This window comes from Streptomyces sp. A1136, from assembly GCF_004795055.1.
In the GTDB taxonomy this organism is placed as follows: domain Bacteria; phylum Actinomycetota; class Actinomycetes; order Streptomycetales; family Streptomycetaceae; genus Streptomyces.
In genome coordinates, this window is the sequence record NZ_SSBJ01000008.1 from 174,737 (window position 1) to 196,193 (window position 21,457).

Here is a 21,457-nt window from a genome sequence, read left to right on the forward strand (position 1 = left end):
AGGTGCGGCTTGGCTCCACGGTCCGACGTCCGTGCGGCCGTCTCCTTCCTACCTTCTGCCTCACCACGAGGAGAGGGGAAAGCGGATGCGCCGCTTCGGAAGGACGCTGGCCGCCGCCGCGCTGACGGTGACGCTGGTCGCGGGGACGGCCGGCTGGGCGGGCGCGGACAGCGTGACGCCGGTCACCGGACCGCCGCCGGGTACGGCCGCCTGGCTGGCCGAGGCGCTGCCGGGCCGGCCCCTGCCCGACCCGGCGACGGCCTCGGCGTCCGAGGTCGCCCGGCTCTTCGCGGGCCTCGACGACGCCCGGCGGCGGGACCTCCTGAGCCGCCACCCCCTGGTGGTGGGCAATCTGGACGGGGCTCCGCCCGCCCTGCGGTACGAGGCCAACCGGCTGGCGATCACCGCCACGGGTGACGCCCGGTACGCCTCCCTGGCCCGTCCCGGCCGGCAGATCCTGTCCTTCGACCCGCGCGGCCGGGGGCAGGTCGCCGAGGTGTTCGGGGACCTGGAGCACGCGGCCCACGTCGCGGTGATCGTCCCGGGTTCCGACAACGACGCGGCCGGCCACGACACGGCGCGCGGACCCGCCACCGGCCCCGCCGGAATGGCCCGGGCGCTGCGCTCCGCGACCGGGGGTTCCGGCACCGCCGTGGTGGCCTGGACGGGTTACACCACGCCCGTCGGGGTCGGCCTCGACGCGGCCGAAGGACGGCTGGCCGAGGCGGGCGCCGTACGGCTGGCCCGGTTCACGGCCGGCCTCGACGCGGTCGGCGCCCCCGACCCGGCGCTGTTCTGCCACAGTTACGGCTCGGTGGTCTGCGGGCTCGCGGCCCGCCACACCGACGCCGCCGACATCGTCGTGTTCGGCTCGCCCGGCATGCGGGCCGGCGACGCCGCCGCACTGCACACCGGCGCCCGCGTCTGGGCGGCCCGGGGCCCCTCCGACTGGATCGCCGACGTCCCGAACGTGGAACTGGCCGGCCTCGGCCACGGCACCGACCCCACCTCCGCCGCGTTCGGCGCCCGTCGGGTGCCCGCCACCGATGTGGCCGGTCACACCGGCTACTTCGCCCCCGGAACCCGGTCCCTGGCGGCCTTCGCCGCGATCGCGACGGGAGACGTCCGATGAGCGCCACGACCACGCGGCGCACGCCGGGGACCGCGCTGCGTGCCGCGGCCGCCAGGATCGAGCGGCGCACCCCCGCACACCGGGACCGGGCGATCGACGGACTGCGCGCCCTCGCGCTGCTCGCGGTGCCGACCGGGCACTGGCTGCTCGGCGGATTCACCCTCGACTCCGAGGGCGGACTGCACAACGCGAGCCCGCTGTCGGCGTTCGGCGCCCTGGCCCCGGCGAGCTGGGTGCTCCAGATGCTCGGCGTCTTCTTCCTCGTCGGCGGCTACGCCTCCGCTCTGTCCTTCCGCCGCCGCCCGGGTTCGACCGGGGCGTGGCTCGGGGGCCGGATCGCCCGGCTCGGGCGGCCGGTGCTCGGGGTGACGGCCGTCTGGGCCCTGGCGGCTCCGGCGCTGTTCGCGCTGGGGGTGCCGGAGGCCACGTTGCGGACCGGGGCGACGCTGGTGGTCCAACCCCTGTGGTTCGTCGGCGTGTATGTGGTGGTCACCGCGCTGACCCCGTACTGCGTGCGGGCGGCGCACCGGCTCGGCGGGTGGGCGGCGGCCCCGCTGCTCGCCACCGTCGCGGTGGTGGACGCCCTGCGCTACGGGCCGCTCGCCGACTCGCTGCCCGACTGGTTGTCCCTGCTGAACATCCTGCCGGGATGGTTGTTCGCGTACCAGCTGGGCGTGGCCTGGGGCGAGGGCCGGATCGGGCGGCGCGGGGCGTGGGCGCTGCTGGTGGGCGGGGTCGCGCTGTTCGCGACGCTGCTGACGGTCTTCCACTACCCCGCGTCGATGGTCGGGGTGCCCGGCGAGGCCCGGACCAACTCGCACCCGCCGTCGCTGTTGGTGCTCGCGCTCGCGGCCGCCCAGTCGGGTGCGGCGATGCTGCTGCGCGATCGGCTGGCGAGGCTGCTGGCGCGGCCCGCGCTGTGGGCGCCGGTCGTGGTGATCAACCTGTGCGCGATGACGATCCTGTGCTGGCACCAGAGCGCCATGCTGGCGGCTGCCGTCCCCGGCTCGTTCGTCGGGGACCTGGCGGGTCTGACGACGGCTCCCGACAGCCCGGGGTGGATCGCGGCCCGGCTGGCCTGGATGCCGCTGTTCGCCGTCCTGTTGGTGGGCATCGCCCGCTACGCACGCCGCTTCGAGGAGCCGTGGACCCGGGCGAGTGCGGTGCGCCGGACCGTGGCGGGCGTCTTGGCGGCCGGTTTCGCGGTGTTCGCCCTGGGTCTGGCGTGAGGGGGCCGTTCAGGCGATGGAGGCGGCGACGACGGCCGCCACGGCGAGATTGCAGGAGGCGGTGACCCAGACCGCCGGGTGCGGCTCCGGGTCGACCACGATGGCGCCCAGCTTGCCGGGGGTCACCAGGTCCAGCACCAGGAAGGCCACCGCCATCAGCACCAGGCCGAGCACGCCGAACGCCGCGGTGGACAGCAGGCCCTTGCCGAAGTCCTCGTACGTCGTCCAGATCGAGGTGAACACGATGCCGCCGATGCCGAGCAGCGCGGAACTGAGCAACAGCGCGGCGTTGCGGTTGCGCTCCTCCCAGATCTGCCGCGGGAGCTTCCCCGGCGTCAGTACGTCCACCAGGACGATGCCGAGTACCAGCAGCACCAGGCCGAGGGCTCCGAAGGCGCTGGTCCGGCCGAGTCCGTCGAGGATGTCACTCATGGGGAAACCTGTCTGCGCGTGGGAGGGAAGGTGTGGGTAGGAAGGGGTCGACCGTCGCGGGCCGGGCGAATCTACCGCACGTCCGGGCGGTGGACCATGGGAGGTCGGCAGGTGGAACGGCTCAGGGCCGCACGACCCGAGGAGGCGCGGGCGCTGACCGCGCTCGTCCTTCGCTCCAAGGCCCACTGGGGGTACGACGCGCAGTTCCTGGCCTCCTGCGCAGCGGAGTTGACGCTCCGCCCGGACGAGGTGACGGCCCGGCGGGTGGTGGTCGCGCAGGACGGGCGCGGCGCCGTGGTGGGCCTGGCCTCCCTGGAGGGTGCGGGGGTACGGGCGCGGCTCGGGCTGCTGTTCGTGGAGCCGGCGGCCATCGGTCGGGGCGTGGGGCGGCTGTTGTACCGGGACGTGCTGCGCCGGGCGACCGCTCTGGGCGTGGGGCGGCTGCTGATCGACGCCGATCCGCACGCGGCGGGGTTCTACCGGGCGATGGGCGCGGTCGCCGGCCCGAGCGGCCCGGAGGGGCTGGTGCGGTTCGAGGTGGCGCCGGTCGCCCTCCCCGGGTGGGCGCGGGCGTGGACGGGCGGGGCCAGATCGGTGCACGTCGGCAACGTCGCCGAGTTCAACGCGCAGTTCGCCGACGCGTCCCTGGACCGGGAGCAGCTCGCCGCGCACCACTACGCCGCGCTGGCCGCGTTCTACAGTCCCGAACCGGCGGCCCTGGTGTTGCCGAAGCGGGTACCGGCGGGGTGGGCGGCCCTGGTGGGGCGGCAGTTGGGCTGGGGCGAGGTGGAGGTGTACGACGGTCTGGCGGAGTCGGGGCCGGGCCTGTCACGGGCCGTACTGGCCCGGCCGGCGCTGGTCGAGCGGCTGACGGGGGCCGGGCTGCCCCTCGTACCGTGGGGGCTGACGGAGCCCTTCGGGCGGCTGGCGGGCCGGCCCTGGCGACCGGACGAGTTGCGCCACGAGTCGAAGTCGGCCTCGCACGCCCTGTTCGGCCGCGTCCTGGCGGGCGGTGGGCACCCCGGGATCAGGCTGCCCGCGCAGTGGCGGGCCGCGACCCGGCGGGCGGCGGCGCGGATGCTGGCGCGGCGGGCCGCCGTCGGAGCGGGCTCGGTCCTCAAATCGGAGTACGGCGTGGGCGGTTCGGGGGTCACCGTCGTCACGCCGGAGCGGCTGCGCGCGGCCGGCGGGGCGCGGGCGCTGCTTCGGCGGCTGCCGCGCGGCCCGTTGCTCGTGGAGGAGTACGTGCCCGGCCCGGCGGCGGGTGAACCAGGCGGTGACCTGCGGGACCTCACCTACGACGGGTTCGTGGACGGAGCGGGCCGCGTCCACGAGGTGGGGGCGGCGGTGATGGACGTGGCCGACGGCGGCTACCAGGGGGCGACGGTCGGGCCGGGCGTGGTGCCCGCCGGGACGGAGGGGCCGCTGCTCGCCTTCGGCTGGGCCGTGGGTCGGGAGTTGGCGGCGGCCGGCTACCGGGGCTGGTTCGACGTGGACTTCGTCAGCGACGGGGCGGGGGGCCTTGCCCCGACCGAGACCAACCTGCGCCTGACCGGGCCGGCCATCGCCTTCATGGTGGCGGCCCGACTCGACGCGCTGCGGGGCGCGGGACACCTCGTACGGATCGCGGACCGGGTGGACCTCGGGGCACGGCTGCCGGACGCACAGCTCGACGAGCTGTGCGGGGAGCTGGCCCGGGCCTGCGCGCGGCTGGGGGCGGTGTTCGTCCCGGCGATCCCGACGGCGGCGTTCGAGCCGGCGCCCTGGCTGGGCGTTCTGGTGGCCGCGCACAGCAGGCAGGTGCTGGACGCGGCCGAGGCGCTGGTACGGACGGAGGCCCTCGCGGTGGGGCGGCCCTTCACGGACGGACCCGCGTGAGCGGAGGGACGCCGACGGTCGGGGGGGCGGGGGCGGCGCCTCAGTCGTCGGTTCCGGCGGCCTGGGCCGGTTTCCGGGTGAGGTAGAAGGCCACGACGGCCCCGGCGATCATCAGGGGGATGTTGAAGGTGTAGACGAGGGCGGCCTGGCGCGGCCAGTCGTGCTTGGCGGCGAGCCGGTAGAGGTTGTCCTGGGGCCACCAGGCGACGAGCAGGTAGACGACGGCCAGGTGGGCGGCCCGGGTCAGGGCGCGGCCCTGGCCGTGGCGCCGCATCCGGGCGCCGCCGCCGAACAGGAAGACGACGCCCACCGCGAAGGCCAGCGCCTCGAAGACGTAGAGGACGAAGAAGAGGGCCGCCCAGGGGGCTGGCACCCCGGTGAGGTCGGTCGAGCCGGGCCAGAACGCGCCGGTGAGCGCGAGAGCGACGAGCGTCAGGGCGAACACCACGCAACCGGTGGCGCACCCGGGCGAGAGCGTCTCGCCGCCGCCGCCCGCGTACTTGCCCGCGCCCCGGGCGGCCCGCGCGGGGTCGCCCGGCCGGGCGGGCCGGGGCAGGGCGGTGCGGTCTTCGCGGCCGGCCCGGTCCCGGGGCAGGGCGCTCAGCGGGACCACGGTGCGCGGGAGGTGCTCCACGGGCACCTCGCCGGCGAGGCGGGCCCGCAGCGCGGTGACGTCGGGCAGTCGGCCGCCCGGGGGCCCGGGTGGTGGCGCGAGGTAGGCGACGAGGCCGCGGGCGCCGACCCGGGGGCGTTTGTCGGGATCGTCGTCCCGGGCGTCGGCGACGAGCGCGGACCCCACGCCGTCATGCCCCCGGATCAGGGACTCCAGGTGGTGGGGGTCGAGGTGGTCGCGGTCGACGGTGATCCGGTCGCGGAGCCGGCCGCGGAACTCCAGCAGGCCGTCGGCGCGTAGCAGGCCGAGGTCGCCGGTGGGTATCGCGTCCCCGCCGTCGGGCGGGGTGAGCAGGATCTGTCCCTCCCGCAGGTCGGCGCGGCAGCCCGGGAAGGGGACCCCGATCAGCGCGAGACGTTCCGGGGCGGCGGGCGGCCCGGGCAGCCGGGAGGGCTCGAACCAGGTGCCGATCCCGGCGCTCTCGGTGGTCCCGTAGAGGGCGAGGACGCGCGCGCCGGGCCGCAGGCGGGCGTGCAGGGCGGCGTGTTCGTCGAGGTAGAGACGGTCCCCGGTGACGGTGACCATGCGCAGCGACCGGTCGGGCGCCCCGGCGCGGGCCGGGGTCCCGGGGGCCTGCGGGCGGTCACCGAGCAGCAGTCGGACGGCCCCGGCCGGGTCGGTGTGCAAGACGGTCACGGCGTTGGCCTCGACCGCCGAGCGGACGCTCTGCGTCGACCAGGGGCCGCGCTCGGCCAGGACCAGGGCGCCGCCGGTGCACAGGGCTCGGGGCCAGCCGGCGGCGAAGGCGGTCACATCGGGTCGTGCGGTGATCAGGTGCCGGTCGCCGGGATCCGGCGCCGCCACCTCGGCCCAGCTGTCGCAGACGGCGAGCAGCAGGGGGTGGCTGATGGGCACGGGGCGCGGTGCGGTCGCCCCGGTGAACACGAGCGCGGCGGTGCTCCGCTCGCGCGTCGCGGGGGTGGGCCGGTCGGCGGGCCGCTCCGCGATGGCGGCCGCCTCGGCGTCGAGGCGGATGAACCGCAGGGCCCGTCCGTCGTCGAGGCGGGGGTGGTGCGCGCCGTCGGTGAGGACGGCGTCGGGCCGGATGGCGGTGAGCTGCCGTTGTCCGGTGTGCGGGTCGGCGACGTCGATCAGGGCGTAGGTCGCGCCGGCTTTGAGGACGGCGAGGAGGGCGACGACGAGCTCCGGCTGCCGTGCGGTGCCCACGGCCACGAGGCCTTGCTCGGGCAGCCCGGCGGCGAGGAGGTGGTGGGCCAGCCGGTTGGCGCGGGCATCGAGCTGCCCGTAGGTGAGACGGTCCGGTCCGGCGATGAGCGCGCCCGCCTCGGGGGCGTCGTGCGCGCACTGTTCGAAACGCCGGAGGACACTGTCGAGGGTCTGCCGTCCTGGAGGGGTGGTCTCTGATCCCTGCGTCATGGACCGATGATGCCACCCCCGAAGGGCCACGCCGAGGGAGTGAACAGGCGTGCGGTGAAATGGAGTTGGGGGGTTCCGGAGGTCTGGTCCGCCTGCGGCCGTTGACCTCAAGCATGGTTGAGGTCTTAACCTTCGGTGCATGGATATGGAAGTCACCGCCTGGACATCGCTGCACAGCGCCATGAACGCCCGGCAAGACCGCCGCCCCCTCTCCCGGGCGAGCCTGCGCCGGGTCGCCGCCTTCGCCCGCCCGCACCGGCGGGGCCTGACCGCCTTCCTGTTCCTCAGTGTGGTGACCGCGCTGCTCGCCGTGGCGACCCCCCTGCTCGCGAGCCGGGTCGTGGACACGATCGTCGCCGGCGGCAGCGGCGCCACCGTCACCCGCCTCGCCCTCCTCATCGCGGTGATCGCGGTGGCCGAGGCCGGCCTCGGCCTGCTGACCCGCAAACTGTCCGCCACCCTGGGCGAGGGGTTGATCCTGGACCTGCGGACCGCGGTCTTCGACCACGTACAGCGGATGCCGGTCGCCTTCTTCACCCGTACCCGTACCGGCGCCCTCGTCAGCCGCCTCAACAACGACGTGATCGGCGCCCAGCGCGCCTTCAGCAACACCCTGTCCGGGGTGGTCTCCAACATCGTCACCCTGCTGCTGACCCTCGCGGTAATGCTGAGCATCTCCTGGCAGATCACCCTGCTGGCGCTGGTCCTGCTGCCGGTGTTCGTGCTGCCGGCGCGGCGGATGGGCACGCGGATGGCCGCGATGCAGCGGGAGGCCGCCTCGCTGAACGCGGCGATGGGCACCCAGATGACGGAACGGTTCTCCGCGCCCGGCGCCACCCTGGTCAAGCTGTTCGGACGCCCCTCGGAGGAGTCCGCGGAGTTCGCGGCGCGGGCGGCCCGGGTGCGTGACATCGGCATCCGTACGGCGATGGCCCAGTCGGCGTTCATCACCGCCCTCACCCTGGTCTCGGCCCTCGCCCTGGCGCTGGTCTACGGTCTCGGCGGGTACTACGCGGTCCACGGGCGTCTGGAGGCGGGATCCGTCGTGGCCCTCGCCCTGCTGCTCACCCGGCTCTACTCGCCGCTGACCGCCCTGGCCGGGGCCCGGGTGGAGGTGATGAGCGCCATGGTGAGCTTCGAGCGGGTCTTCGAGATCCTCGACCTCGAACCGCTGATCGCCGAGAAGCCCGACGCCCGGCGGGTGCCGGACGGGCCGGTGACCGTGGAGTTCGACCGGGTCTCCTTCGGCTACCCCTCCCCCGACAAGGTCTCGCTCGCCTCACTGGAGGAGGTCGCCACCCTCGACGCGCGGGGCGGCACGCAGGTGCTCCATGACGTGTCGTTCCGTGCCGAGCCCGGCCAGATGATCGCGCTGGTCGGTTCCTCCGGTGCGGGCAAGTCGACCATCGCGCAACTGCTCCCCCGCCTGTACGACGCCGACGAGGGCGCGGTCAGGCTCGGCGGGATCGACGTGCGGGACCTCACGGCCGACTCGGTCCGCGAGACCCTCGGCATGGTCACCCAGGACGGCCACCTGTTCCACGAGTCGGTACGGGCCAACCTGCTGCTGGCCCGGCCGGAGGCGGGCGAGGAGGCGCTCTGGGAGGCCCTGCGCCGCTCGCGGCTGGACGGGCTCGTCGCCTCGCTGCCGGACGGCCTGGACACCGTCGTCGGCGAACGCGGCTACCGGCTGTCGGGCGGCGAGCGCCAGCGGCTGACCATCGCGCGGCTGCTGCTGGCCCGCCAGCGGGTGGTGATCCTCGACGAGGCCACCGCGCACCTCGACTCCACGTCGGAGGCGGCCGTTCAGGAGGCCCTCGCGGAGGCCCTGGCGGGCCGGACCGCGGTGGTGATCGCGCACCGGTTGTCGACCATCCAGGCGGCCGATCTGATCCTGGTGGTGGAGGACGGCCGGATCGTGGAGCGGGGGACGCACGCCGAGCTGCTGGCGGCGGCCGGCCGCTACGAGGAGCTGTACCGGACCCAGTTCGCCCCGGCCGAGACGGGCGAAGCCGCCCCGGACGGCGCGCTGCCGGTCTCGGGCGGCTGACGCCGGAGCCGGGGATCGGGCCGCGCCCGGGCCCCCGGCCCCCGCCCCGGCGGTCGGGCGGACCGGCGTCGGGTGCCCCGCGCGCCGGAGGAGGGCCGCGCGCCGCGGCACGCGCACGCAGCCGCCGTCATGTAACCACCGGAGCCGGCCCAGGCCGCGCCGGGCACTGCCCGCCGAGCGGCCGAGCGGATACCGCCCTACGCGACCGGCACCGGATCAGCGGCGGCGCCGGCGGGTCGCCTTCCGGGCCCGGCCACCGGCGCCCGAGCGGCGCGCTGCCGCGCTCGCCGATCCGCCGGCCCGGGCGCGGGGCCGGCGGCGGGTACCGGCCCGGTGACACCTCCGGGAGGGCGCCACCCCCGTCCGATGGCCGCCTCAACCTCTTCGGCCGGCGGGGTCGCGCCTCGGCACGAACCACCACAGGAGCCAACAACACGTCCCGAGCATCAGGGCGTTCAGCAGGACCCCGCCGAAGGCCCAGAGGGGCCAGATCGCGGTGACGCCGAGGAACAACCCCGTGTTCACCGCGATGAACAGCAGCCACACCGGGGCCGCGGGCCACCGGGGCCGAAGGACGGCGTTCACCAGCGCGATGACCCCCGCCGTGACGGAGATGAGGAGCTCCCTCGGATAGCCGTGCCAGCCCCGCACCTCGTTCCACGGGAACACGGTGCCGAGCCAGACCAGCGCGAAGCAGCCCGCGGCCCGCAGCAGCAGCGGGCCGGGGGTCTGCGGCGCGGCCACGACCTCCGCAGCCGTGATCTCGACGGGGGGCACGTCCACCGGCTCCACCGGCGGCAGGCGGCGGGTGGGCGCGGTCCGCGCGGGGAGCCCCGTCGCCTCGGCCCCCCGCAGGACGGCCTCCAGCGCCGCCAGCGCCTCGTCCGCGCCGGCCCTGCTCCCCGGGTCCTTCGTCAACAGGGCCGCCAGTACGGGCGCCAGCGGGCCCGCGCGCCGCGGTACGGGGGGCTCCTTCGTGACGATGGCGACGCACAGGGCGGAGTAGGTGTCGGCGGAGAACGGCGGCCGACCCTCCAACGCGCTGTACAGCGTGGCTCCCAGCGCCCAGAGGTCGCCGGCCGGCGTCGGCGGTTCGCCCTCCAGTTGTTCCGGTGCCATGTAGGCGGGGGTGCCGATGAGGGTCCCGGTGTGGGTGAGGGTCAAGGTGGCGTCCGCCATGTGGGCGATGCCGAAATCCGTGATGACGACCCGGTCGTCCGTCAACAGGACGTTGTCGGGCTTGAGGTCCCGGTGGACGATGCCCGAGGCGTGGGCCCGGGAGAGCGCTTTGAGGATCTTGACACCGATCTGGGCGACCTCGGTCACCGGTAACCGACCCGCCTTCGCCAGCGCGGAGGCCAGCGAGGGCCCGGTCACGTACTCCATGACGATGATCGGAGCGCCTTCGTGCTCCACCACGTCGTGCACCGTGATGATCCCGGGGTGATTGAGCCGCGCCGCGGCCCTCGCCTCGCGCACGACGCGATGGAACAGCACGGCACGCTGTTCCTCCCCCACGCCCGGGGGGAGCACGACCTCCTTGACGGCGACGTCGCGGCCCAGTCTCTCGTCGCGACCCCGCCACACCCGGCCCATGCCGCCCCGGCCTATGAGTTCGAGGAGTCGGTACCGGTCGCCGATCAGCGCCCCGCCCTCTCGCTCCCCGTCCACCTCTGCCCCGTCAACTTCCGCCCCGCCCGCTTCGGTCACGGCGCCCACCCTAACGCCGCGGGCCGCCGGTGCCCGAGGACTTCCATCCCTGCCGGTGGAGCTTTTCGAAGCCGTCCAGGAGCAGGTCCAGCGCGAACTCGAACTCGAACTGGTCGTCACAGCCCTGCCCCACCACCGACCCCCGGTCGTGTGCCACCGCCCCGGCCAGTTCGGCGACATGGGGATACAGCGTCGCAGCCGCGGCCAGCGCCTCGCCCGACCCCTCGGCCGACGGGTCGGGTTCCGCCGGCGGGGAGTCGAACAGTTCCTGGGTGAAGCCCAGCACCCGGCTGCCCAGGGCGTGCATCACGTGGTGGGTGAGGTCGACGGAGAGCCCACCGGCACGGAACGCCCCGATCACCGAGTCCAGATGGGCGAGCACGGCGGGCGTCGGCCGGGACCGGGAGCGCAGTACCTGTGACGCCCAGGCGTGCGCGCGCAGTGTGTCGCGCGCTCCGAGGATCCGGCTGCGGACCGTGTCCTTCCAGTCGGCCCCCTGCGGCTGCCGGTCGATGCTCCCGACCACGACGTCCAGCATGCCGTCCAGCAGCTCTTCCTTGTTGGCGACGTGTTTGTAGAGCGCCATCGGCACCACGCCCAGCTCCTGGGCGAGCTTGCGCATGCTCAGGCCTTCGATCCCGCCGGCGTCGGCGAGCGCGACGGCCGTGCGCAGCACCCGGTCCCGGTTCAGCGGGGACCGGCGTGCGGCCCCGGTCGGTTCGGCCATCGCTTCGGACTCCCCTCACAGTCGGCGCCGGAGACCCGGCTTGACGAGTGTACGCCGTACACCTACTGTCCACACCAGGTGTACGCCGTACACCTCCAAGGAGGCCCAGATGCGCTCAACCAGGAGAACGGCCGTCCTCGCGGGCGTCTTGTTCCTCGTCACCGAAGTCGCCGCGATCGGCGGGCTCACGCTCTACGGCCCCGTACTGCACGGCGCGGCGTACGTCACGGGTTCCGGCGCGGACACCCGGGTGTTCCTCGGCGCGCTGTCCGAGTTCGTCCTCGCGCTCGCGGTGATCGGAACGGGCGTCGTCCTGTACCCGATCGTGAAGAGGCACGGCGAAGGGGCCGCACTGGGTTACGCGTGCGGGCGCCTGCTGGAGGCGGCCGTCATAGTCGTCGGCATCATCAGCGTGCTGTCGGTGGTGACGCTGCGGAGGGACTCGGCCGGCGCCGGCGTCGACGCCGCCTCGCTCGCCGTGGCGGGCGACACCCTGATCGCGGTCCACGACTGGACGTTCCTCTTCGGCCCCAACTTCGTCCTGGGGGCCAACACGTTGGTGTTGGCGTCCCTGATGTACGACTCACGGCTCGTGCCGCGTTTCATCGCCGTGCTGGGTCTGGTCGGCGGGACCATGATCTGCGCTTCGGCGGTCGCCGTGCTGTTCGGCCTCTATCCGCAGGTATCGGCGGCGGGCTCGCTCGCGGCGCTGCCGGTGTTCGCGTGGGAGGTGACCCTGGCCGTCCGACTCATCGCCAAGGGCTTCGACCCGGCGCCGGGGGGCGGTCCCGTCCGGTGACGGCCCCACCCCCTTCACCCGGCGACCGGCGGATTCCGGTCGCCGGTCGGCAGCCGGTCAGACGCGGTCGGCCGCGATCAGGACGTACTGGAAGGAGCCGTCCTTGTACGAGTTGATGAATGCCTCTTCGATGCCGGTGACCAACGAGGACGTGGCCCGCAGCTCCCAGTAGGGCAGGGTTTGCGGGGTCAGGTCGATGACCGCCTGCGGCACGAGACGGTTGTCGGCCATGGCGCGCAGGTACTCCCGACGGGAGTGGATGTTGCACTCGAAGTGCGCGTTGATCTGGGACACCCACTTCGAGGGCTGCCCGTACCGCGGATTCCAGCAGCCGGTGATGGTCACGTAGCGACCGCCGACCGCGAGGACGCGGGAGTGCTCGGCGAACAGGTCGTGCAGGTCGACGTACATGCTCGACTCGTTGTTCCAGGAGGCCGCGGCCTGCCCGGTCTCGAAGGGCGTGCCCAACATGTTGCAGACACGGGCGCGGACGTGGTCGTCGATACCGAGTTCCCGGGCGCGCTGGTTGGCGAACTCGGCCTGCTTCGCGGACAGGGTGACGCCCTCGACCTTGCACCCGAACCGCTGGTGGGCCATGACCATCGAGCCGCCGCGGCCGCATCCGGCGTCCACGAGCGTGTCGTCGCGCCCGATCGGGCCGAGGTGGTCGAGGAGCAGCTCGGCCTGCGCCGATTCCAGGCGGTGGAGCTCGGCGATCAGCCTCTTCTCGTACGCGCTGTCCCGGGGGTCGCCGAGGGCCGCGTGATCGACGTCGCCGATTCCGTAGTGGTGGTGGTACAGGCCGTCGACGTCACCGAGACGCAGGTTCACGGGCCTGGCCTCGACGTCCCAGTATCGGGCGATGTCCCCTTGGTAGGGCGTCGCCGGACCCGGGATGAACACGGAGGCGCCGGTGGCCGCGGAAAGATCGGTGCTGGTCACAGAGGAGTCCATTCCTTACCAGAAGTCGGGCAGGCTGTAGCGATAGGTGTTGGTCTGGTGCCAGTAGTGGTTGCCGTCGACCCACACGGCCACTCCGCGCAGGAAGCGCAGCAGGCTCGGGGCGGGGAAGGCGGCGGCGACGGCGGCGGCTTCGGACTCGAAGTCGCGCATCAGGTCGTTGTGGACCTCGACCGCCCTCAGGTAGCCCTCGCGGTCGGAGAGGCCTTCGCGCTCGGCGATCACCACGGGCAGGTTGAGGTGCTTGCCGGGGGCGGCGAGTTCCTTGGTGTACGAGTACAGGTCGTTGACGATCGTGGTGGCGTTGCCCGCGAGCGCGATGACCCGCTGCACGGCGGGTTGCGCGTGCAGGTCGGCCGGCAGTTCGTAGCCACCGACGGTGTCCGTGATGGTCGGACAGGGGCGGAAGTTGTTGAACTGCCGCATCGCCAGGTACTCCCACACCTCGGGGACGTGGTCGGTCTGGGTCCAGGCGGCCTCGGCGAGGTAGCCGAGGTGCAGTCGGGCCATGTCGTGCCGGAACCGGTCGGCCTGGGAGGGCGTCGACTGCCGGACGAAGTACTCCATGGCGGAGCGGTAGGCGCGTCGCGGGGCGTCCGCGTGCAGCGACTGTTCCCACTGCGGCTGGTAGTCCTTGGTCGTGTGGAGGGAGTCGAGGGCGGTGTGCGACAGCAGCAGGCGTCCGCCGAGACCGATGGGCGATCCCCCGTGGTCCTCGCAGTAGCAGTCGTCGACCGCGTTCTCGGCGACCATCAGCCGGGTGGCGATCATCAGGTGGTCGACGGTCGGGGCGTCCGGATGGCAGGCGACCATGTAGCGGCCGACCGAGAAGCCGTCGAACTGGTCCTCCCAGTCCTCGGGGTAGAGCTCCACCTCGTCCAGCGCCCACGCCTTGATCCTTCGGCTGACCTCCTCCACCCGCGCCGGGTCGGGCTCCGGAACCGGGTGGTGGTAGAGGCCGGGGATCGGGTGGCCCGGCACCGACGGCTCGGAGGCCGGGGCAGCCGGAGGCTCCGCGCGCCGGCCCGGGTACAGGCTCGCCGTGCCCAGACCGCTGGGTCCGCGCAATACGCGTTCCACGACGGGGCCGTTCGGGACGGACGCCTCCACCGGCGCGTCCACGGGCACGTCCACGGGCACGACCCCCGGGGAGGGGTCGACGGTCGGGGCAGCGGGGGCGGCCGAGGCGGGGAGAAAGGGCAACGGGGGCCCGGACGGCAGCGCCGGCCTGGCGGCCGCCGCGCCCTCCGGCGCGTTGGCGAGGACGTTGGTGAGGAGATCGACCCCGAAGCGGGTGGCAGCGGCGGGCAGGCTCGATCGCACAGGGGAAGGCCCGGGATCGGGCATCCGTGGCTCCTTGGTGAGGTGGGCTTTCCCGGGCCCATCCCGGGCATGCCGGATCCGCCCTGGACGGTCCGGGGGTTGTCGTGATGGTCGGTGCGGCCCGGCGGGTCCGCTACTCGCTCTTGCGGGCGATCTGTACGTTCTCCAGTACGCCGAGCGCGTCGGGAACCAGGATCGCCGCCGAGTAGTAGGTGGTGACCAGGTACGAGATGATGGACCGCTCGTCGATGCCCATGAAGCGCACCGACAGGCCCGGTTCGTACTCCTCGGCCAGACCGGTCTGGCGCAGACCGATGACGCCTTGGTTGTCCTCGCCGGTGCGCATGGCGATGATCGAGCTGGTGTTCTCCTTGCTGATCGGGATTTTGTTGCAGGGCAGGATGGGGACCCCGCGCCAGGCCGGGACCTGCTGGCCGCCCACGTCGACGTGGTCCGGGTAGAGTCCGCGGGCGTTGAACTCGCGCCCGATCGCCGCGATCGTCCGGGGGTGGGCGAGGAAGAGCCTGGTGCCCCGGCGGCGGCAGAGCAGTTCGTCGAGGTCGTCCGGCGTGGGCGGGCCGGAGTGCGTCTGGATGCGCTGCTTGAAGGCGGCGTTGTGGAGCAGACCGAACTCCCGGTTGTTGACCAGCTCGTGCTCCTGGCGCTCACGCAGCGCCTCGATGGTGAGCCTGAGTTGTTCCTCGGTCTGGTTCATCGGCTCGTTGTAGAGGTCGGCCACCCTGGTGTGGACCCGCAGCACCGTCTGCGCGATGGAGAGTTCGTACTCGCGGGGCGCCGGCTCGTAGTCGACGAAGGTGCCGGGGAGCTCCACCTCGCCGGTGTGGCCGGCCGACAGCGCGATCTCGGCCTCACCGTGCCGGTTCTGCCGCTGACGGGGCAGCGAGCCGAACTCCCGCACGTGCGCCTGGAGGTGCGGTGCCCCGGCCGACACGGTGGCGAAGTCGGCGCGGGACAGGGTGAGCAGGGTGCCGCCGGTCTCGGCGGTGGCCGTGTAGTCCCACCGGGCGTCACCGTCCAGCAGGGCGTTCTCCCCGAACCGGTCGCCGTCCGCGAGCACGGCGACACCGACCTCGTCGCCGTACTTGCCGATGGAGGTCTGCTTGATCCGGCCGTGGGCGATCAGGTGGATCTGCTCGGCGGGCTCGCCCCGTTCGACCAGCACCTCACCGGCACGGAAATCGCGCTGGACGCACCGACCGGCGATCGCGGCCAGCACCTCCACGTCGTCGAAACCTCGCAGCAGGGCCAGTTCGCCGAGTTCGCGCGGGATGACCTGGACACGGGCGCCGTCCTGGACGAATTCGATGCGACCGTCCCCGACGGTGTAACTGAGCCTTCGGTTAACCCGGTAGGCGCCGCCCTTCGTCTCCACCCAGGGCAACATCCGCAGCAGCCACCGGGAGGTGATCTCCTGCATCTGCGGGGCGGACTTGGTCGTGGTGGCGAGGTTGCGGGCGGCCGCCGTGCCAAGACTGGACTGCCGAGGGGGCTCCAGCTGGGATTCCGGGCTGGTGTCAACGGTCATCGGTCGAGCTCTCCTTCGCAAGGGCGGTGATCGGCGGACCCGCGCGTCACCGTGAAAGAGGAAATAAGCGGGCGAACGTTCGACAATCCGTCCAGATCCTTGGGAACCGTAACGGCGGGTACGCCCGACCGGCCCTGAGAAGTCGTGCGTTTACCTCGAAGCGGTGATCTTGCGTCGCGGGGTGTTTGCCCGGGCTTTCGACGGTATTCGGCCGGGGGGCGAGGGCGTGTCCGGTGCGCCGGCGCGCCGGGCCGGGGGCCCCGCTTGAATACGTCGTGTGCGACGACCGGCTTCGGCGGGAAGTACCGGCGGCGACGGAGGGCGGGAGGTGGGCGGCATGGGGCAGGGCGCCGGAACCGGGCAGGTCATCGTGGTGATGGGGGTGGCGGGCTCGGGGAAGACGTCGGTGGGCCGGTTGCTCGCGGACGCGCTGGGCGTTCCGTACGCGGAGGGCGACACGTTCCATCCGGCGGCCAACGTCGCCAAAATCGCCGGGGGCACTCTGCTGGACGACTCGGACCGGTGGCCGTGGCTGGATGCCGTCGGCGCGTGGATCGGCGGGCGGGCGGCGGGCGCGGGCGGCGGTGTGGTCTCCGCGTCCGCCCTCAAGCGGGTCTACCGCGACCGGCTGCGCGCGGCGGACCCGGGCGTGGTCTTCGTGCACCTCACCGGGGAGCGCTCGCTGATCGAGAAGCGGCTGACGCGGCGCACGGGCCATTTCATGCCGGCCGCGCTGCTGGAGTCCCAGCTCGACGCGCTGGAACCGCTCCAGGACGACGAGGCGGGCGTGGTCGTGGACATCGCCGGCCCTCCGGAGCAGGTGGCGCGGCGCGCCCTGACGGCACTGCGGGCTCCGGCGGCCGACCGCTAGGTCCTGTCGTCGGAGCCTCGCCGGGGCCGGCGACGGCCGTCGAGTTGGACGGCGGCGAGGGTGAGGCCGCCGGCCGCGACGGCGCAGCGGTCGGCGAGGGCGCTGACCTCGACCCTGAGGGGGTCGGTGTCCGGACCGCGGCGTTCGAGGTCCGCGGCGACGGAGCGCAGCCGCTCGGCGTGCGAGCGCAGTGCGGCGGAGTGGGCGCGAAGCCCTTCGGCCGGTCCGGGCCGGTGCGGGCGGCGGCCCCGCGGGGTGGCGGGCAGGTGGGTCACGTGGGTCTCCAGCGGGCGTGGGGACGGTCGCCTTCACCGTGTGGCGAGCGGGTGGAGGTGGCTGCCGGTGACCGGGCCCCGGTAGTCGGCGAGCGAGGCGTCGGCCGGTGCCTGTTCGGCGGCCAGCGCGAGGACGGCGGTGCGGGGGTCGGCGGGCCGTACGGCGCAGGGCGGCGCCTCGACGGTGACGACATGGGTGACCGTGTAGAGGGTGGTGAAGTCCCGGTCCGCGGCGAGTTCCAGGACGGTCCGTGCTCCCCCGCCCCGCCCCAGCAGGGCCAGTTCGGTTCCCGAGGGCACCGTCGCCCGGACCACCCGGGCCACTTCACACCGGTGGTGATCGCTTCCGGCGCGCGGACGGGACGGGCCCGCGAGTTGGACGACGTGGCGCGGGACTCCGTCGGGACCGATCACCCGTTGAACGAGGAGGGCGCCGGTCGCGGCTCCGATCAGGGCGAGGTTGCGGGTGTATCCGACGGGGGTGCCGGAGGTGTCCGGCACGTCGCATCCGTGGAATCCGTCGAGCCCGTCGGGTGCGGCGACTCCGTCGGGTAGGCCACGGGGGACCGTGTCGTCCGGGGCGGCGCCGGCGGTCGGGCGCGGGCCGCGACCGACGAAGGCCCGGAAGGCCGCGGCGAGAGCGAGCAGTGGTGGGGTGGCGGCGCGCCGGCCGGTGGCGATCCGCCAGCCCGCGTGGTCGTTGAAGGGGTTGTCGTCGGTCAGCGCGTCCCAGGCCAGGATGTCGGCGAAGGAAGGAGTGAGCAGACCGAAGGCTCGCTCGGCTCCCCGGTCGCGGAGGATCGCGCGGAACAGCCGGGCGGCCTCGCCCTGCCGGTCGTGCTCGGCCGCCCGGAGCACCGCGGCGCAGTCCGGGTCCGCCATCAGCTCGGGGTGGGTCTCGCGCGCGGCCCTGATCCTGCTCTTGAGGCCACAGACCGCGAGGCTGACGGCGAGGCTCTCACGGCGGGTCAGGATTCCGGCGAGCCATCCCGCCCGGGCCGCGCCCCGTCCGCGCGCGCCCCAGCCGAGCCCCGCCGGGTCGGTGAGGGTGTGGAGCAGGGTTCGCCACGCGCGGCGGGGGCCGCCGCCTCGGCGCAGCGCCGTGGCCGGCAGGCGGGCGCCGAGCGCGAGGGCGGAGGCGTACCGGGCGGCCTCGGCCACGGCGTCGGCGGCCTCGGCCAGCTCCCGGCACAAGGCGCGCAGCAGTTCGGCGTCCTCGGTGGGGGACGCGTGGCTCGGGGCGTCGGACATGGGCACCTCGGTGGTTCGGACGCGGCGGCGGGCTCCTGCGTGCGGGTTCAAGGACGGCGTCGTGCGGGGGCGTTCGCCGGCGGGGGCCGTTCGGAGGCGTTCGACCGCGGGGCGGGCCGCAGGGCCGACGGCTCCTGCTCGGGGGTCGCCGGCGGGCTCATCGCGGGGCGAGCCGCAGCCGGATCCCCCGCGGGTCGAGTGTCGCGGGCAGCGGTCCCATCGGTTCCAGCGCGGGTCGCCCGTCGCGTACCCGGTGTCCGCGCAGCACCGCCGCGCAGAAGGCGGCCACGACGAGCAGGCCCAGTTGGTCGCCGGGGCAGCGTCCGGCGCCATGGCTGAACGGGGCCATCCGGAAGTCCTGGTGGGCCCCGTGGGACGACCACCTGCCGGGTACGAAGACGTGCGCGGCCGGCATGTGTTCGGGATCGCGCTGGTGGAACAGGACGGGGAGCATGACGGCGGTCCCGGCGGGGTGGCGCACACCGCGCCACTCGGTCTCGGCACGGGTGACACGGATCAGGTCGGCCACGACCGGGTAGAGCCGCAGCGATTCCCTCACGCAGGAACGCAGTCGGGGAAGCTCGCCCGAGGCGGCGTCGGCGGCCCGGGCCTCGGCGGCGGCCGCGTCCTGCTCCGCTCGGTGGACGGCGAGGAGCAGCAGCGTGCGCAGCATGGTCGCGGGGACGGTGTCCATGGCCTGGAGCCAGTGGCGGGCCTGGCCGGTGGGGTCGAGGGAGCCGGTGGGGTCGGCGTGCCGGCGGGCCCGGCCGACCAGGGTGTGCGGCTCGGCGTGGCCGGCGTACTGCGCGATGCGGGCGGCGGCCCTGTCGGAGAGTTCGCGGACGGCGCGGGATCGCCCTGTGCGCAGGCCGAACCGGGTGCCCTCGCCGCGCGACCGGCGGAGCCAGCCGCTCAGTTCCTCGTCTTCCGCGGCCGCGTCACCGAGCACCATCCGGCGGCCGGCCCGTGCGACGGCGCGCCGGGCGCCGGCGAGCCGGAGGGTGCCGCCGCCGGTGAGCCGCCGGGTCTCTTCGGCGATGACGGCGAGGAAGGGCCCGTATGAGGGGTGGACGGTGATGCCGGATGCGAGGACGGCGTCGTCGATTCCGCGCCGGTCCTCGGGTACCGGCCCGGACGGCGGCCCGCCGCCCGGGCCCGCACAGGTGTGCGGCCGGTCCGGGGCGGGGGCGGCGCCGGATTGCGCGTAGAACTGGTGCAGGTCCTGCGGATCGAGGATGACCAGGAGGGGCCCGGACAGGCCGCGCACGAGGACGGGCGCTCCGCCGTGCTTGGCGCGCATCGCGCGCAGGGTGGCGGCGGACCAGTGGGGCCGGGCGAGGGGGGACCAGGGTCGCGTCGTGTGCGGGCGGCCGCCCGCGAACCCGCGGACGAGCTCCGGCAGCGCGTGGGTGGCGGCGAAGCGGACCGTCTCGGCCCGTCCCGCCCTGGCGGGCCGCCCGGCTCCGGTCCCGGCCTCCGCCGAACGGCCGGCCGTCGTGGTCGACTGGGTCATTGCCGGGACCACCTTGCCTGGTCGGGCGGGCTCCCGGGGGGCGGGGGCGCCGCAGCCGTCGGTCAACGGTCGGTGACATCGGGATCACCGTACGTCGGAGGTGGTGGGTGCGCGCCCCGGGTGCGCTACGGGAGTGGACCGGCCGCCGGGGGCCGCCGGGCCGCGAAGGCCGTCTCACGGAAGGCGGTGGGCGGCGGTCCGCCCGGGGCGGCCGGGGCGGCCGGGACGAGCACCGCCCAACGTGGCAGGCGGGGTGAGACCCACACGGCCGGGCCGTCACCGTGCGACCAGACGCCGGAGGGGGCGGGCCGCCAGAGGAGGCCGCGCGCCGGGACGAGTTCGCCGGTGCGGATGCGGAGCGACTCGGCGGTCCAGGTGCGGGGAACGGGGTGGTCGGCGGCGGAGAGCAGGTGCCGCAGGAACCGGGCCAGGTCGGCGCCGGTGGTGTGCAGGCCGAGGCCCGTCAGGCGGGTACGGGTCATGCCGAGGGGTCGCCAGATCCGGGCGGGGGCGTACTCGGCCAGCGGCCCACCGCAGAGGTGCTCCGCGAGCCGGGTCAGAAGGGGGACGCCGCCGGGGCGGGTGAGGAGGTGGTGGGCGGTAATGCCGTCGGGTGCCCCGGTCCCCTGGAAGGCGGGGTCGCGGGAGGCGACGGGCGCGACGCCGAGTGGTCCGTAGGCGCTGAGGGGTGTGTGCAGCGCCAGGTCGCCCCGGGCGACCAGGTCGCCGATGACGGGCCAGACGGCCAGCACGGCGGCGAGGCCGTCGACGTCGAGGGCGGCCTCCTGGTCACTGCCGGCGGCTCGGACGCCGTCGGCGTCTCCGACGGCCCACACGGCTCCGGGGCCCGCGGTCCGGGCCAGGGCCCGCTCCCATGCCTGTGGCTCCTCGTCCCGCCCGGCCGGGTCCGCCTGCTCGTTCCGCACCGTCATGGTCCGCCACGCTAACGGGCCACCGGTCCGCCGCCGGGCGCGCCGCCCGGCGCGGCCGCGCCTCTCCACCCGGATGCCGGTACGACAATCCGCGTGCGGGGTCGGTGCCGGGGTCCGGCAAGGTGCCCGGGTGATCGTTTCCCCTCCCCATCTCCCCGCTTCGGCCGTCCGAGAACGCGACGCGGTGGCGCCCCGCCTGGGCATCGGTTGTCGGAGGCTCCCGATGGCCGGCCGACGTGGCTTCCCGCCGAGTTCACCGGCCGGGAGGTCCGGCTGGTGTCCTTGGCGGGCGGCGTACGGATGACGTCGGCCAGCCTTCGTGAAGTCGCCTGAAGACAACGGAATACCGGCACTGGTGTACACCGACGGCTCCCACTGCCGGGAACGGACGCCGTCGATCCGCGGACGCGGGTGTCGGTCGGCGAAGCGGTCCGCTTCACCTCCGAACACCGGGTGTACCTGCTGGACGGCGCGGTCGACATGGCGAGCCGCTACGCGCGGGGCGGCCGCCTGAGCCTCGGACCGGCGTCGACCGGGGCCCTGGCCTTCGCGGCGGGGCCCCTGGCGACGCTCCCGTCCGCGATCGTGGTCGATGTCGGACTCGCGGACGGCCGCTGGTCGGTGATCGAGGCGAATGCCGCCTGGGCCGCCGGGATGTAGGCCTGCGACCCGCAGCGTGCCCGGACGTGGTCCTGCGGGCTCGCGCCCCGGTCGGGTCCGTGGCCGACGGGTACCGGGAGTTCCCCCGGTGAGGCGCGGCCGTAGCCGGGGTCGCCGGG

At 74.4% G+C, this 21,457-nt stretch carries 17 protein-coding genes and 1 pseudogene; 7 read left to right on the forward strand and 11 right to left on the reverse strand.

All coding sequences use genetic code 11. The features are described 5' to 3' along the window. Positions 1-85: 85 nt before the first annotated feature. Positions 86-1,132, forward strand: coding sequence for an alpha/beta hydrolase (locus E6R62_RS10560; protein ID WP_136213096.1), 1,047 nt, complete (start codon positions 86-88; stop codon positions 1,130-1,132). Beyond that, positions 1,129-2,361, forward strand: coding sequence for an acyltransferase (locus E6R62_RS10565; protein ID WP_136213097.1), 1,233 nt, complete (start codon positions 1,129-1,131; stop codon positions 2,359-2,361). Before E6R62_RS10560 ends, E6R62_RS10565 begins: the two co-directional genes overlap by 4 nt. Before the next feature lie 9 nt (positions 2,362-2,370). Here E6R62_RS10565 and E6R62_RS10570 read toward each other — a convergent pair whose 3' ends face one another. Then, positions 2,371-2,793, reverse strand: a complete 423-nt coding sequence (locus E6R62_RS10570) for a DUF350 domain-containing protein (RefSeq protein WP_136213098.1) — start codon at positions 2,791-2,793, stop codon at positions 2,371-2,373. Between the two features lie 111 nt (positions 2,794-2,904). Here E6R62_RS10570 and E6R62_RS40775 point away from each other — a divergent pair, with 111 nt between their 5' ends. After that, a complete protein-coding gene (locus tag E6R62_RS40775; protein WP_240801591.1) occupies positions 2,905-4,671 on the forward strand; it encodes a GNAT family N-acetyltransferase in 1,767 nt (588 codons plus the stop codon). 40 nt (positions 4,672-4,711) lie between these two features. Here E6R62_RS40775 and E6R62_RS10580 read toward each other — a convergent pair whose 3' ends face one another. Continuing rightward, positions 4,712-6,721: an AMP-binding protein gene (locus E6R62_RS10580; protein WP_168714019.1), complete on the reverse strand. Its 2,010-nt coding sequence runs from the start codon at positions 6,719-6,721 to the stop codon at positions 4,712-4,714. A gap of 139 nt (positions 6,722-6,860) precedes the next feature. Between E6R62_RS10580 and E6R62_RS10585 the strand changes: the two genes are divergently transcribed. Continuing rightward, positions 6,861-8,771: an ABC transporter ATP-binding protein gene (locus tag E6R62_RS10585; RefSeq protein WP_136213100.1), complete on the forward strand. Its 1,911-nt coding sequence runs from the start codon at positions 6,861-6,863 to the stop codon at positions 8,769-8,771. 375 nt (positions 8,772-9,146) lie between these two features. Here E6R62_RS10585 and E6R62_RS10590 read toward each other — a convergent pair whose 3' ends face one another. Next, a complete protein-coding gene (locus E6R62_RS10590; RefSeq protein ID WP_136213101.1) occupies positions 9,147-10,481 on the reverse strand; it encodes a serine/threonine-protein kinase in 1,335 nt (444 codons plus the stop codon). 10 nt (positions 10,482-10,491) lie between these two features. Continuing rightward, on the reverse strand, positions 10,492-11,208 hold the full coding sequence (locus tag E6R62_RS10595) for a TetR/AcrR family transcriptional regulator (protein WP_136213102.1): 717 nt from the start codon (positions 11,206-11,208) through the stop codon (positions 10,492-10,494). Between the two features lie 109 nt (positions 11,209-11,317). Between E6R62_RS10595 and E6R62_RS10600 the strand changes: the two genes are divergently transcribed. After that, complete coding sequence (locus E6R62_RS10600; RefSeq protein WP_136213103.1) at positions 11,318-12,007, forward strand: DUF4386 domain-containing protein; 690 nt, start codon at positions 11,318-11,320, stop codon at positions 12,005-12,007. Between the two features lie 57 nt (positions 12,008-12,064). On the opposite strand, the gene E6R62_RS10605 is transcribed toward E6R62_RS10600, so the two are convergent. From E6R62_RS10605 to E6R62_RS10615, 3 genes are all read right to left on the reverse strand, one after another. Beyond that, positions 12,065-12,961, reverse strand: coding sequence for a geranyl diphosphate 2-C-methyltransferase (locus E6R62_RS10605; RefSeq protein ID WP_136213104.1), 897 nt, complete (start codon positions 12,959-12,961; stop codon positions 12,065-12,067). Positions 12,962-12,964: 3 nt separating this feature from the next. Then, positions 12,965-14,314 carry a family 2 encapsulin nanocompartment cargo protein terpene cyclase gene (locus tag E6R62_RS10610; protein ID WP_136213105.1) on the reverse strand — a complete coding sequence of 450 codons (1,350 nt, stop codon included), beginning with the start codon at positions 14,312-14,314 and terminating at the stop codon, positions 12,965-12,967. Positions 14,315-14,423: 109 nt separating this feature from the next. After that, positions 14,424-15,836: a family 2B encapsulin nanocompartment shell protein gene (locus E6R62_RS10615; protein WP_136213106.1), complete on the reverse strand. Its 1,413-nt coding sequence runs from the start codon at positions 15,834-15,836 to the stop codon at positions 14,424-14,426. Between the two features lie 337 nt (positions 15,837-16,173). On the opposite strand from E6R62_RS10615, the gene E6R62_RS10620 reads away from it, so the two are divergent. Further along, the gene (locus tag E6R62_RS10620) at positions 16,174-16,707 is read left to right on the forward strand and encodes a gluconokinase (RefSeq protein WP_136213107.1); all 534 of its coding nucleotides are present in this window, start codon (positions 16,174-16,176) and stop codon (positions 16,705-16,707) included. Here the strand turns inward: E6R62_RS10620 and E6R62_RS10625 are convergent. The 4 genes from E6R62_RS10625 to E6R62_RS10640 all read right to left on the reverse strand — a co-directional run bounded on the left by E6R62_RS10625 (position 16,704) and on the right by E6R62_RS10640 (position 20,678). After that, entirely contained in the window at positions 16,704-16,982 is a 279-nt protein-coding gene (locus E6R62_RS10625; RefSeq protein ID WP_136213108.1) for a hypothetical protein, read from the reverse strand. The two genes, E6R62_RS10620 and E6R62_RS10625, sit on opposite strands and share 4 nt — an antisense overlap. A 33-nt stretch (positions 16,983-17,015) precedes the next feature. Continuing rightward, positions 17,016-18,233: a hypothetical protein gene (locus E6R62_RS10630; protein ID WP_136213109.1), complete on the reverse strand. Its 1,218-nt coding sequence runs from the start codon at positions 18,231-18,233 to the stop codon at positions 17,016-17,018. A 157-nt stretch (positions 18,234-18,390) separates the two neighbouring features. After that, complete coding sequence (locus tag E6R62_RS10635; protein ID WP_136213110.1) at positions 18,391-19,746, reverse strand: cytochrome P450; 1,356 nt, start codon at positions 19,744-19,746, stop codon at positions 18,391-18,393. Positions 19,747-19,871: 125 nt separating this feature from the next. Next, positions 19,872-20,678: a beta-lactamase family protein gene (locus tag E6R62_RS10640; RefSeq protein WP_136213111.1), complete on the reverse strand. Its 807-nt coding sequence runs from the start codon at positions 20,676-20,678 to the stop codon at positions 19,872-19,874. Between the two features lie 292 nt (positions 20,679-20,970). On the opposite strand from E6R62_RS10640, the pseudogene E6R62_RS40780 reads away from it, so the two are divergent. Next, positions 20,971-21,430 (forward strand): annotated as a pseudogene (locus E6R62_RS40780) (ATP-grasp domain-containing protein); the annotation flags it as partial. Positions 21,431-21,457 lie beyond the last annotated feature (27 nt).